9 protein-coding genes are annotated in these 14,539 nt (G+C 47.1%); 2 read left to right on the forward strand and 7 right to left on the reverse strand.

The annotated features are described in order from the left end of the window. The first annotated feature begins 37 nt into the window (after positions 1-37). Entirely contained in the window at positions 38-544 is a 507-nt protein-coding gene (locus MUY27_RS09380) for a c-type cytochrome (RefSeq protein WP_245129746.1), read from the forward strand. A gap of 345 nt (positions 545-889) precedes the next feature. After that, positions 890-2,374, forward strand: coding sequence for an acetyl-CoA carboxylase biotin carboxylase subunit (gene accC / locus MUY27_RS09385; protein ID WP_245129747.1), 1,485 nt, complete (start codon positions 890-892; stop codon positions 2,372-2,374). A 250-nt stretch (positions 2,375-2,624) separates the two neighbouring features. Here accC and MUY27_RS09390 read toward each other — a convergent pair whose 3' ends face one another. The 7 genes from MUY27_RS09390 to MUY27_RS09420 form a co-directional block, all read right to left on the reverse strand. Further along, entirely contained in the window at positions 2,625-3,356 is a 732-nt protein-coding gene (locus MUY27_RS09390) for a copper homeostasis protein CutC (RefSeq protein ID WP_245129748.1), read from the reverse strand. Between the two features lie 6 nt (positions 3,357-3,362). After that, entirely contained in the window at positions 3,363-4,382 is a 1,020-nt protein-coding gene (locus tag MUY27_RS09395) for a glycosylasparaginase (RefSeq protein ID WP_245129749.1), read from the reverse strand. 186 nt (positions 4,383-4,568) lie between these two features. Next, complete coding sequence (locus MUY27_RS09400) at positions 4,569-7,013, reverse strand: beta-propeller fold lactonase family protein (RefSeq protein WP_245129750.1); 2,445 nt, start codon at positions 7,011-7,013, stop codon at positions 4,569-4,571. Between the two features lie 16 nt (positions 7,014-7,029). Further along, positions 7,030-7,863, reverse strand: a complete 834-nt coding sequence (locus MUY27_RS09405; protein ID WP_245129751.1) for a hypothetical protein — start codon at positions 7,861-7,863, stop codon at positions 7,030-7,032. A gap of 17 nt (positions 7,864-7,880) precedes the next feature. After that, positions 7,881-9,482: a DUF5689 domain-containing protein gene (locus MUY27_RS09410; RefSeq protein ID WP_245129752.1), complete on the reverse strand. Its 1,602-nt coding sequence runs from the start codon at positions 9,480-9,482 to the stop codon at positions 7,881-7,883. A gap of 36 nt (positions 9,483-9,518) precedes the next feature. Beyond that, a complete protein-coding gene (locus MUY27_RS09415) occupies positions 9,519-11,078 on the reverse strand; it encodes a SusD/RagB family nutrient-binding outer membrane lipoprotein (protein WP_245129753.1) in 1,560 nt (519 codons plus the stop codon). 12 nt (positions 11,079-11,090) lie between these two features. Beyond that, entirely contained in the window at positions 11,091-14,534 is a 3,444-nt protein-coding gene (locus MUY27_RS09420) for a SusC/RagA family TonB-linked outer membrane protein (RefSeq protein ID WP_245129754.1), read from the reverse strand. Positions 14,535-14,539: the final 5 nt, after the last annotated feature.

Raw genomic sequence — 14,539 nt, forward strand, 5'->3', positions numbered from 1 at the left:
TTTCGATGTTACAACTCATACTCAAAAGATGATCCCCTTGAATAAAAAACTTTTAGCCACATTAAGCCTTTCCTCGGTAGTTGTTTTTACCGCTTTTACGGCAATGCAACCCGGCCGCCCCGAACCTAAGATCACTAATCTGAAGGTATTACCTAAAAATTTAACCTTCCGCCAGGTTGATCATATCATGGACGAATGGTCGCACGCGTTAGGCGTACGCTGTAATTTCTGTCACTCGCCAAACCCTGAAACCAAAAAGATGGATTGGGCAAGCGACGCCAAGCCAGAAAAACACGCCGCTCGTGAGATGTTCAAGATGATGAACAGCATCAACAAGAAATATTTCAAAGCAGAAAAAGACTCATTAGGTGTGATGATGACCACCGGTGTAAACTGCTACAGCTGTCACCGCGGCAACCCGCACCCCGAAGTAGTGAGCGCACCGGTACCTCCGCGTAATGGCGGTCCGCAAGCTGCCCCACCGGCAGGAGCAACTCCGGCAGGTACGCCACCGGCAACGCCTCCTCCGGGTAATGGCCGTTAAGATATTACGAAACGCTTGTGCTATGCACAGGCGTTTTTTGTTTTGGATGATCTTATCATCGGGAAACAATGTGTCTTCGCCTGCTCGGCGCTAAAATTACAAAGCCCGCTTAACATTCCTTGGCGATTAAATCGCTTCAACCTACAGGCACGCGTTACAAACGCGCGCCGGAGTAATTTATATTACGCGCGTTTGTAACGCGTGCTTAACATAGAATAGCAACTCTATCGCTATAACTTTACGAGCATGCCTTAGAAATTCGTGCAAGAGTAACCCTCGCCTCCGGCTCCGCCCTCTTCTTAAATACCGTTACCTTTTCTTCTTTATAATTCTATATTTGAATCCATGCAAAAGATCCTGGTAGCCAACAGAGGCGAGATTGCCTTACGTGTCATGCGCTCTGCGCGCGAAATGGGTATAAAAACCGTAGCTGTATATTCTGCTGCCGACCGTAATGCGTTGCACGTGCGGTATGCGGACGAGGCGGTGTTTATCGGTGAAGCACCTGCTAATCAATCTTACCTGGTAGGCGAAAAAATCATCGATGCCTGCCGCAAAACAGGTGCTGAAGCCATTCACCCGGGTTATGGATTTCTGTCCGAGAACCCTGCTTTTGCAAAAATGGTTCGTGAAGCCGGACTGACGCTCATCGGCCCATCGCCAGAGGCAATGGAGATTATGGGTAATAAGCTGGCTGCCAAAGCTGCCGCTTTAAAATATAACATCCCTATGGTGCCCGGCACCGAGGAAGCCATTACTGATGTAGCAGAAGCGAAGAACCGGGCGATAGAAGTAGGCTTCCCAATTCTGATCAAAGCTGCCGCCGGCGGTGGCGGAAAAGGGATGCGCATCGTAGAACAGGCTGAAGACTTTGAAGAGCAGATGCAGCTGGCCGTATCAGAAGCGACATCAGCCTTTGGCGACGGTTCTGTTTTCATCGAACGCTATGTTTCGTCGCCACGACATATTGAAATACAAATCCTGGGCGATACGCATGGTAATATTGTCCACCTGTTCGAACGCGAGTGCTCTGTACAACGTCGCCATCAAAAGGTAGTAGAAGAAGCGCCGTCGTCTGTTTTAACACCGCAAATCCGGGCGAAAATGGGCCGTTGTGCGGTAGATGTGGCCCGATCTGTTAACTACACCGGTGCCGGAACTGTAGAATTTATCCTGGATGAAAACCTGAACTTTTACTTCCTGGAAATGAATACCCGCCTGCAGGTAGAACACCCGGTGACGGAACTCATAACCGGCTTAGACCTGGTAAAGGAACAGATTAAAATTGCCCGAGGTGAGGTATTAAGCTTTAAACAGGAAGAGTTGGAAATAAATGGTCATGCCGTCGAATTACGCGTATATGCCGAAGACCCGGCTAATAACTTCCTGCCAGATATCGGCACATTGCAAACCTACATCACACCGCAGGGACCTGGCGTACGGGTAGATGATGGTTTTGAACAGGGAATGGAAATACCGATCTATTACGACCCAATGATCGCCAAGCTGATCACCTACGGCAGCAACCGAGAAGAAGCTATTGAAAGGATGATCCGCGCGATTGATGAATACCAGATTACCGGTATTACTACCACCCTTGCCTTCGGCAAATTTGTAATGCAGCACCAGGCTTTTACATCAGGTAATTTCGATACCCATTTTGTAAAGAAATATTTCAGCCCGGAATCGCTGAATGAAGAACATGAAGATGAAGCAAAAGTAGCCGCTATACTGATGGAAAAACTGCTAAGCGAAAGACGACAGGTAGTACTGCCCGCTTCTGTAACTTCTGCAAATAATTCCTGGGTAAAGAACAGAAGAACCTATTGATAAATTTTTTTATCCCCGGCACGCGTTTTCAACGCGTGCCGACTAAACTATCACGATTAAATCGTCACCACTAATACGCACGCATTACAAACGCGCGCGATATTGAAATACCTAAAAATTGAGCATAGCGAAAGAGAAATCTTCTGATATTTGCTAGTCGAAGAAGATTTCTCCTCTCCCACGCACGTTCCAAACGCTGTTCGTCGAAATGACACCAAATTTTGAACAGTTTTTCCTATACATTGAATTACTAAAAAGCCTTTGCAATAGCAACCAACGCCTCTACTACTGCTTTATCGGTTTGTTCTAAAACGAATTCCTCCTGGTAACTACCTGTCCTGACAGCTTTAAATAGCATCTCACTTTCTACTGTACCTTTTGCCGTCGTATGATATTCCTGGGCGCCGGTCGTTTTTATCAATTGTTCAAGGTTTTCAGGCCTCACCCCTGCCCCGGGCATAATGCTGATCCTTCCATCTGCCTGCTTCACCAAATCGGCAATTAAGGATGCTCCTTTAACGGCATTTTCTTCTAATCCGGACGTTAATACACGTTCGAATCCCAATTCTATAATATCTTCAAGAGCCTGCTTCGGGTCGCGGCAACGGTCGAATGCACGATGAAAAGTAGCTCCCATATTGCCGGCTAAACGTTTCAGTTCTGCGCAGCGCAGTTTATCTACATCACCTTCAGGCGTTAGTATACCAAAGACAACGCCATCGCAACCAGCTAGCCGACACTGTTCGATGTCCGCTTTCATAATCTCAAACTCCAGGTCGGTATACAGGAAATCACCACCACGTGGGCGGATGATTGGATATAACTTAATATGCAACAGTTCGCGTGCCTGTTTAATCACCCCGAAAGAAGGCGTAGTCCCGCCGTCCTTCAGGTTATCGCATAGCTCAATACGATAAGCACCGGCCTCCTGGGCAATCAAGGCAGAAGTTACCGAGTTGGCACAAATCTCTATCCGGATCATGTATTGTTAATAAATGCTTTTACCTTTAATGATCAGGTCTTGCTTTTCTGCGTTACAAACTGCGTAACTGAATCCTTTCTGAATGGCATAAGCCCCGTATTCCCCTTTCTTATTAATCGCTAAAAAGCCTACCTGTAAATCTTTCGCGCCGTCGGCTTTCTTCTTTACAATGCGGTTAACGGCTTCGCGGCAGGCATCTTCAGGGGTATAGCCCTGGCGCATCAATTCTACCACCAGGAAACTTCCAACGTTGCGGATCACCTCTTCACCTACGCCGGTAGATGTCGCGCCGCCAACCTCGTTATCCACATACAAGCCTGCACCAATGATCGGGCTATCCCCTACACGGCCACGCAGTTTGAAGGCCATTCCACTGGTGGTACACGCACCAGAAATATTTCCGGCTGCGTCTATCGCCAGCATACCGATGGTATCGTGGTTATTCGGCCCGCCCGGCATGTTAGCAGGTGTAAAATGTTTATTCTCGATATTGATCTCTGGTTTGTAATTCGCAGTTTTTAACCACTCCTTCCAGGCCTTTTCAGATTCCGGCGTTAACAACTGGTGCTTCTTAAACCCATTTTCTACTGCAAACTGCGTTGCACCCTCGCCTACCAGCAGCACGTGCGGGGTTTTTTCCATCACCAGCCTTGCTACCGAAATCGGGTGATCGATATATTCCATTGCTGCTACACCGCCGCAGTTCCCTTTCTCGTCCATAATGCAGGCATCAAGCGTTACGTGCCCGTCGCGATCCGGGTAACCGGCTACGCCCACGCTATGGTTCTTTAAGTCAGCCTCTGGGATGCGTGCACCTGCTTCTACAGCGTCTAAAGCCCGCCCGCCGGTAGATAACACTTTCCACGCGGCCTGGTTAGCAGCCACACCAAAATCCCAGGTAGAAATTACAATGGGTTTGTTGCCAGCGATCTTTTGATTGAAAGAAGATTTTGCAAACACACGCGGAGCAGACAATGCACCGGCTGCGAGGGTTGTATAGGATAAAAATTTGCGGCGATTAAGCATCGAAGTGGAATTTTTTCTGGGTTAATAAAAACAACGCAATATTGCCATTTTTCTGCTATTTAACTACATCTAAGGGCAATTTCAGACGAGATATTTACAGCAATTTGTAAATGAGTAAACAAATTGAACGAATAAAAAAGGCCCGCAGATTTTTTGCGAGCCTTCCTATTGTGATGGTTTAGCTATTTAATCGTCGTCATCTTTTTTCTTCTTCTTTTCCAGCATTACAAAGGCGCTGCGTTTTGGGGCGGGCATTACTGAATCCTCGCCTCTGATAGACTTCCAGATCACCTCGTTCAAGTCCAGATCGGGCGCCGCATCTTCATTTTTAAAATTGAAAGCTTCAGAGCGCTTGCTGCTTTTGTTAATCGCGGTGTTTCGTGCGGTAATATCCACCTTTGCAGGGATACACTTGTAAGGTGTAAAATCTGCATTGGAAGTAAAGCATTCATACATTGGCAGTGCGGCCGCATCGTACTGACTCATTGGAGGTAAACCTAAAATAAGCTCGATGGTGCGCAGTACGCCTGATGTTGAATACATGCTATGAACAACCGTGTTACGCTTAACGTAAGGGCCAACAACATAAGCAGGCGAACGGTGAGCGTCCACATGGTCTGGGCCGTTTTGTGCATCGTCTTCCAGGATAAATACTACTGACTCTTTCCAGATCGGGCTTTGAGAAAGGTGCTCGATCAACTTACCAACCGCCAAATCATTATCTGCCACGGCAGCTATCGGTGTAAACTTACCTTTCCTTTGCCCGCTGGTATGATCATTAGAAATCCGTATGGTGCTTAATTGCGGAACAGCGCTTACGGCCAGCAGCGAATCAAAATCATGCGCCCATGCATCATAACGAACCTGGTCGGGAATGTCCAAATCAAACCCCGGCGCCTGCGGGCACATTTTACCCATCAATGCTTTATACTTTGTTTGCCCGTAAGAGCCGAACTCGCCGTAACTGCGATAAGACACCCCGGCACGCTGGCAATAATCCCAGATGTAACCGTCTTTAGGGAAGTTAGCAGAAATTACGCCCTCATACCCGGTAGAGCCACCGCGCTTACCATAACTGGTTGGCCAGGTTTTTTCTACCACGTCTGTCGCGTAGGCCGCCATGCTCCAGTTATGGCCGTCTGCGCTTACTTCTGCGTCCACATAAAAATTATCCAGCAGCACATAATGGTCGGTCAGGAAATGCTGATTAGGCGTAATCTTTTCGCCAAACAAGCATAAAGATTTATCGCCGTTGCCTTTAGCCATATCACCCAGAACCTGATCGTAAGTACGGTTTTCTTTAATGATGTAAAACACGTGTTTAATCGGCGATTTCTCTCCCAACTTACGCGGAACCGGATTGCCCTGTTCGCCGTCTGCCTTGGCTACCTTATTGGTATTAAAAGGCGTGTTAGCAAAAACCTGTTTAGTATAAACCTTTAACTGCTCGTCATTCGGTGCATCAATAACAGATAAGGCCCCTTTAAATAAACCAGCAATATATTGCAGACGGCTGTTAGCCGTACTACCCACATGCACGCCACTATCATCATCCTTTGCGTAAGGCTGAGGGCCTTCCGGATTAGCCATAGAAGCCAGCCCTTTGCCGTTGCTCACCAAAATTTTATTGCCGGTAACTTTTACACTGGTTGGGTACCATCCCACGGGGATAAACCCTTTGCTCTTGCTGTTTCCCGGTGTAGAAACATCAAAAACCGCCAGGCAGTTATTATCTGCATTGGCGATGTAGAGGGTCTTTTCGTTAGCAGATAACGCCAGACCATTGGTAGTAGACCCGGTAAGATTAGTTGGGTATAGTGTTGCCGAAAGGGTTTCTACTACTTTGTTACTTGCGGTATTGATAATTGATACGGAGTTATCGTTCGCGTTAGCAACGTAAAGTAAGGTTCCTTTTCTGTTCAGCAGTAATTCGTTAGGATGGCTGCCTGTTTTAATGGTTGAAACAATGCTTTGCGAATTCAAATCAAAAACGGCCACCTGGTCGCTGCCCCATAGCGAGATGTACAAATACTTCTCATCATTAGATAACAGGCAGCTATAACCCAGATCCGGCAGTTTAACCGCACTGATTACCTTACGCTCTTTCAAGTCGATCGTATAAAGGCTGTTATCCTCTTTGGTTACGGTGTAAAGGCGGCTATCATCTTTAGAAATAGCAATACCAGTCGGGCTGATCTTGCTCACCGGCCAGGCTTCACCTAATTTGATCGTATCAGGCGAACGCAGCTTTCCACCCTTTACTTCATAATCGAGGATAACGTTGGAATTGCCCCCGGAAGCAAACAAATGTTTCTCGTCATGACTGAATTCCAGACCATACCACGAGGTACCGATCTCAACCTTATCCAGCAGCTTTTCTTTCTGCGGATCGATCAACTGCAGTTCCTGCGTACTTTGCCCATTATTGGTTACCGCCAACAATTTTTCAGACGGGCTTAACTTAATATTCAAGGGCAAGTCGCCGAGTGGCAAAGAACGGCCTGCCGGGCTTAGTTTCCATCCGTTGGGTAACAATACCTGCCCGGTTTCCTTTAGCTTGCCGGGCACCTGTGCTGCAGCTACACCAACTGAAAGCGCTAACGTTGCGCTTAGTAAAATCCTCATTTTCATACAGACCTGCTATAAACTATTGATGTAAATTAAATGAAACCATGCCCCTTAAGGTAAACCCATTTTGCAGGGGAATATCCCGGATAGCTTGCGAAGGCATTACCGTGCTGTGGGTAGCATAAAACACCGGGCCGCCACAAATAGAAAATGCAAAACGTGAATTAGCAGGCGCCATATTGATAGACGGCCCTACCAATAATTTTGCACCGCCTTCGGCTTCGTCCTGCTCCCAGAAACCTTCCAGGTCTTGCCCTATCGCCTCTACACCTGCAAAGAAACTGCCCGCAATACGGTGGTGAAAACCAAAACTGGTAATCAGGTCGATATCATCCCGACGGGTTGAAAAGGCTTTCTCGAAACGAAGGTTACCGCCAACACGCCATTTGGCAACTTCAAAACTGCCGGTAACGCGACTAAAAATGGCCGTGGTGTTCGAAAAATCATGACTAACGCCCATACCCAAGCCGAACCTTGCGCCGAATGCTTTCTTGCCACCGATAAAGTCACGAATCACCTCTGCCTGTTGGGCACTGGCTACATGACCAGCATGATCAAAGCCCAACGCCGCGCTACTGAACAAGGTAAACCGGTTACCCAGGTACCCTTTTACAGATAGCTGCTGGTCAACCCCGTCATAACCGAAGGGGTAAGCCGTCCGTTCGCCGTAACTGCCAGAGTATTGTAAATTCCAGAACGGTGTTTCGGCAGTCAGGGTATTTACAGAGAACAGGAAGGGTTGCACCATGGTGCCTGTTGTCCCTGTCAATCCTGGTTTTTGTATCACCGGTACTTGTGCTTTCGCCCAAATGGCAACTGTTGCAAGCGTTAGTGTAATGAGCAGTTTTTTCATATAAATGATGATTCTTTTTACTCTTTAATGCTGGTAGGTACAATGCCAGGCTTGTCTGTTGTGCTTGCAGGGAACTCGCCTTCTATTTCGTTGATAGAAGAAGTTTTGCTTAACTGCACGATTGACTGCGCACGTGCTTTAACCCATCTGCCAAGGCGTACGTTGTAGATACCGCCCAGTTTATAATAAAATCCCTGGTCGGCAGGTGTTGTATAAGCCAGGCATAACGTGTTAGAACCCTGACGATAATATGGTTGCGGTTGAAGGGTAATAGGATTGATAATATCGTACAAATCCGTATTGGTAATCTTATAGCCCTGCGGGTTTGCACCGCCAGAGAAAAGCGAACCGCCAGAACCTACGAACATTACATCTATCGGTTCGCTGTCTTTGGTTACTGCTGTACCGTTGAACACTGCCATACCGAAGGCATTTCCGCTGTTGGCAAAAAAGCCGGTGTTCCTTGCGCCGAAACCGTCGCCATCTTGTGTGGTATAGTTAAACGCCCTGATCCAGTTGGCGCTTGCAATACTGGTAGAACCGGAGCCATTGATTGTTTTTCCGGCACCACCTACGTAGAAGAAGGTACCTTTTTTGGCCGTGCCCGTAGTCAGGTTGAATTTAAACGTCCTGAACATGGTGGCAACGTTAGAACCAGAAGCAACAGAACCGCCACCGGTAGCCCAACCGTTAGCCGGGAAACCCGTAGGGGTAGATGCGCCAGCGTTATTGGTCACCACAACCGAGTATGGCGTTTTAGAAAAGTCGATATCGCGGGTAGCCAGTAATTGAATGTATTCGTAGTTGCCATCTGTACCAGAAACGTCATTAATAAAACCACTTATCACGATTGGTGTCACGGAAATCGTAGAGCTAAGCACCTGCACGTCATCTGCTTTACGCAGGCGAACCTGGGGTATCAGTTTGCCATCGGCGGCCTGGGTATTCAGCACCACCCCATAAAAATTTGCGCTTACCGGCAACGCTTTATTGGCAAACGTTGCGTTAGCTTCTGTATGCAGGGTAATGTTGTCGAAACCATCATTCAAGGCCTTATCGCCAGCATAGGTATCCGTAGGGGCAGGTATCGGGTCGAAGCCGCCTTTTACAATAGCAACCAGCGTGCTTTCATAATCAGAAGGCTTTGCTAAGATCGAACTACTTGGAACACGGTTAGCAGCAATGGGGTTGTTACTTGATATTTTGGTAACAGAGCTTGCCGATACATTTTTGATTTGCAGCATGCCATTATCGCGGGTAAGTACACCGCCAGCGATGGTAACAGTTACCGAATCGCCAGAGTTATAATTAGCCGCATCCGCACCGATAGGGATAGCGATACCACGCAGCTGCGATAGACGGCGTTTATCCTGGATCATCAGCAAGCCGCTTGGCAGGTTTTGCCCCGAATAATCTGAAACTACTATCCCTGTTATTTTATCAGAGCCGTACATTTTTTCTACCGTTAATTGTACATCGCCGCCTTTGTAAAGTTCGCGCAGATCATAGATTGGGATGTATGGGCTAATCTTGCCGCCCGGGTAATTATTGCCCTTTTTACAACCCGCCCAAATAAAGACCGATATTAATAAAAAGAGGTAAAAGATTGTCTTTTTCATTTTGTTAAATAATTGCTATTTAAAAAAGTACTGTCGTTATTTTCGCTGCCACCAAACCTGGGTAGAAATCGCATCAGGCCCTTGTGCGGCAACTGCTAATTTGTAATTAGTCGGGTTGGCAGATTGTACATATACCGGGTAAACCATACGTGCAGGCATCACTCCTCCGTTCCGCAAACCAGAACCTTTAGGCAGAACAGGGTGACCGGTACGGCGGTATTCAAACCACTGTTGAAGATCTACCAGGAACAAGGCATAATATTTCTGCAGGTGGATTTTCTCCATCTTATCTTCAAGTGGGTCTGCATCGTTCCAGAACAGATCCGCATCTGACAAATACTTCCTGAATTCTGGCGTACTGGTAGTAGGTGAGCTAATGGTACCTGTTGAGGTTTGGTTAGGCCAGGTAGGCAGCCAGTATTTTAAGCCTGCCAGAATGCCGTTTTCCCAATAGTTTTGGGCAGTACCGGTAGCGATATAGCCTTTTGCCGATGCTTCTGCCAGTATGAATTGTAATTCGGCATAATTCATCAGGATGCCGGTCATTGGGTCTGTCTGCAAGCTTACTGCCGAAGTATTTGAATAGAAATAAGACTGCTTTGTTGAACCGCCGCCTGGTGAATAACCACTCGGCACACCGGCAAAGCCGCCCGGACCTTGCGCAATCCCCCACCTGTTGAAACCGCTGGTTCCGTATTGGGTGATATTGATGCGTGGATCATTCCAGTCAACCAGGTGACCGATAAAGAAACTACCGATAGCTGGTTGGCGCCAATCCTGCTCGCGGATGGTTTGGTAAGGAGAAGTATATACGCCCCCCGTCCATTTCAGGATGGCAGCATCATCATTGCTGGCCATTACCGGGTACGTAGACGGGCTGGTATCAACCATTTGTTTGATCTTGGACTGAACGTCAGACGCAACTTCAGCTTTATCCGCTAATTTAATCAGCAAACGCAGATACAACGAGTTACCGAATTTTCTCCAGCGGCTTACGTTACCGTTAAACACCGGGTCGCTGTTTGGCGTAATGGCCGTATTAGCGCTAAGCAAAGTATTAGCTGCTTCCAATTGCTGGAATATGCCCAAATAAATATCCTTTTGCTTGTCAAACTTCGGTTCATAGATCGCGCTATCCCTTCCCAGATTCGATTCAGAATAAGGAACATCACCGTAGGTATCTGTCAATAAAGAATAGATCCAGGCCTGGCAGATCAACGAAATCCCCTGGTACGATTTATTCTGTGTCAGCGGGTCGCTGGCCTTTTTATAAATATCCTTAAAGTTGGTCAGCTGCAGGTACCATGCATTCCATAAACCGTCTGAAACGGTATTACGGTATTCGTAACGAAAAATAGCGCCTTCGTCGTCCGTCTGGCTTACCGTTACCTGCATTAACTCGTTATCGAAACTTCTGTTACGCGACATATTCGCACTAAGCGTTGCCACCAACGCCGGTGCAAGCAGTTGCTGCGGCAAGGCGTTCGGCGTATTAACAGGGTCTGTATTAATATTCTGGAAATCTTTAGTACAGGCTTGCAGCACCATGGCTAACAACATCACTGCACCTATTACACGATATCTTGTACTTTTCATTTGTGCTAATTCTTAAAATTGAACAACCAGGTTTAGGCCCATTGTGCGGGTTGAGGGGAACTGACCAACTTCGAAACCGGTTACGATGTCGCTACCGGCAAGGGTACCAAACTCGGGGTCGAACATCGGCCACGGCGACCAGATAAACAGATCGCGACCGTAAACGCCGATGGATGCGCGTTGCAGACCTAATCTGCGGGTGAGTTTCGCCGGAAGTGTATAATCGAACCTTGCCTCACGGAATTTGATATAGTCTGTACTGAAGGTACTTCCCTCGGCGTTATCCGTACCCATTTGAGAGCGGTAATAAGAGTCCACGTCAAATGTCAGCACATCGTTTTGGCGATAGCTACCGTCGGGGTTCTGAACCACACCATTACCGATAATACCATTATAGCGGCCCGGAAGCGTAACTTTCAGTTTACCTTGCTCCACCATTTTGTAGTTCATCAGCGAGTGGGCTACTGCACCAAACTGCGCATCAAACAATACACTTAAACTAAATTGTTTATACCTAAAGTTACTTCCGGCGCTTGCACGGTATTTAGGCGTGGTATTACCCAGGTAAATAACGTCTGGCGTAATTTTAGCGAAGCCTGTTTTTTCATCATAAACCACTTGCCCGTCTGGTGAACGTACATAGCCGCGGCCATACAAGTCGCCCATGCTGCCGCCTACTTTAGCAACAATCTGTCCACCACCAACAGGACCCGTTCTGATCACAACAGAACTGTCACCAAGTTCGGCAATACGGTTACGGTTAGCAGAGAAGGTGAAGTTCATGCCCCACTTAAATGATTTCTTTTGTAGCGGGATAGCATTTACTGCAAGTTCAATGCCTTTATTGTTAACCCGGCCAATGTTGGTTAACACCTGGCTGTAACCCGATGAGCGGTCTACAATCCGCGACAGGATCTGGTTACGGGTATTGCCGGAGTAAAGTGTAAGATCGAACCCTAAACGGCTGTTAAACAAACGAATGTCTGAACCTACCTCGTAAGCAGTTGTCTTTAACGGTTTCAAGTTAGGGTTAGGTAGTAATGTAGGGTTTTGCAACGAACCTCCCGGATATAAACCTCCGCCGGCAATACTGTAGTTATAAGAAGTAATGTAAGGCGTAGTTCCACCGCTACCCACTTGCGACGCAGATACCCTGAATTTGGCATAACTGATCTGTTTCGGCAGTTTAGCTACTTCAGACAGCACGAAGCTGGCGTTTGCTGAAGGATAGAAAAAGCCAGAGTTTGTGGTACGGAATGGCGTTGCCAGTACGCTGGTATAGTCGGTACGGCCGGTTAATTCTAAATAAAGAAAATCTTTGTAAGAGGAATTGATCAAACCATACATACTGTTGATCTTGTAGCTGCTCTTATCTGGTATGGTTACCAGCGGTCCGGCTGCGTTCGACACCGAGTATAAGCCCGGATACGTTAGCGAGTCGGCACGGATCTCGTCTTTATTGTACTTATTTTTAAGAACGCTACCACCTGCGGTTGCAGTAAAAGTAAGATCCTTATTGAACTTGGTGTTATAGCGTATCAGGAAATCCGTACTGGCTTCCTGGCTGTAAATGTTCTGCGTACGGTAAGAACCTTTTACAAATTTAGAACCGGCATCATACGGGCGATCCTGCTCGCGCTGCTCGTAACTCATGTCCAGCGAGGTACGTACCTGCAAGCTAAGGGCTTTGGTAATGCTATAGGTAGCCTGTATATTACCGGTTAGCTGATTACGGTTCATTTTGTTGATGAACTCGTAAGCAATGGCATAAGGATTTTCCGGAAATGAACTGAAAGGATATTGAATGGCACGTCCTTCCTGACCTAACTTCCAATAATTTTTCAGCCAATCCGGGTCGGCATTAGGTTGCCAGAAAATAAACCAGTACATTAAAGATTGGTTACCGTAACCAGCCCCCGGAAGGTTATCACTGAATTTATTAGTATAAGTAATTTTAGAGGTAATGGTTAACTTATCATTCAGTTTAGAGTTAACCGACATCGCGACAGAGTTACGGCCAATACCCGTATTAGGTACTATCCAGGTATTCTTTAGGTTGGTGAATGAAAACCTTGCCGTTGTTTTATCGGTACCGCCGTCAACACTTACGGTGTTAAGCAACGTTTTGCCTTTATCAAAAAAGTTATGGATCTTATTAGGATAAGGCACCCATGGCGTACGGGTGGCACCCTGCTTTTGCGTAACGGGGTCATACTGGTAAAACATTTGCCCGTCAAACTTAGGGCCGTAAGCAGAACTGGTACCACTGGTGCTGGCACCATCTGCACTTGCGCCATAAGAATAGTAATTAGAACCACCTGTACCCTGGCCGTATTCGTATTGAAGATCTGGCCAGCGGTTAACACTTTCTATAGACGCGTTAGAGCTGAAGGTTACCCCAAACCCTTTGCGGTTAGCCGTTCCGGATTTTGTGGTGATGATTACCGCGCCGTTAGCACCACGCTGGCCATATAGCGCCGATGCACCCGGGCCTTTCAGTACGGTGATACTTTCGATATCGTTCGGGTTAATATCGTTGATACTGCTACCATAGTCGGCAGGCATATTGTCACTGCTGGTACCGTAAGCGCTTTCACCCGGATTACCGGTGCGGCGGCCGCTGCTGTTATTGATCACTACCCCATCTACCACAATCAACGCCTCGTTATTACCGGTAAGGTTATTTTCGCCACGAAGGATAATTTTATTAGAACCGCCGGGGCCGCTGTTAGAACGCACCATGCTTAAACCGGCCACCCTGCCCTCCAGCGCTTCCGTCCAGTTGTTTGGCATCGTTTCGGCAATCTGCTGGCCGGTTACATTGCTGGTAGCATAACCAAGCGCTTTTGTTTCGCGCTTGATACCGAGCGCAGTAACCTCCACTTCTTTCAGGGCAGAATTTGAAACTTCCAAAGCGATGCTCACACCATTGGTAGCCGAATTGAAAGCCTGACTTTTGGTAATAAAGCCCACCATGGAAAAGTTAAGCTTATCACCGCGGGCTATCCTTACAGAAAACTTTCCATTAACATCAGAAGTTCCCAGAAAGGTACGGCTGCTATTGGTAAGGGTTACACCTGCAAGGGGTAGTTTATCATCGGCTGAAGTAATTAAACCGCTTACCGCAATCATTTGCAAGCGTTTTAGCACTACGTTACCTGCCATATTTTTGACGCCGATACCCTCCTGCTGTTCTAAAGCTACGGCAAGCTTATCAAACGAAAGGGTTTCTGAAGGCAGGTTGACAACAGAGAGCATGTTTACATCTGTGTCAAAAGACACCTTGTACCCTTTTTTCCGCAGGCCGTCCACTACGGTTTGCAGTGTGAGCCGCTTTTGCGGGAAGGTAATAGGGCTATCGCTTTTTACCTGTGCCCTTAAAGTAAGGGCGCCGCAAAGCAGCAATAGCAGTAAGTAAATTTGTTTTCGATAAAGTAATAATTTGAGTTGTTTCATTGCGA

The organism is Mucilaginibacter straminoryzae (assembly GCF_022953055.1).
Taxonomy (GTDB): domain Bacteria; phylum Bacteroidota; class Bacteroidia; order Sphingobacteriales; family Sphingobacteriaceae; genus Mucilaginibacter; species Mucilaginibacter straminoryzae.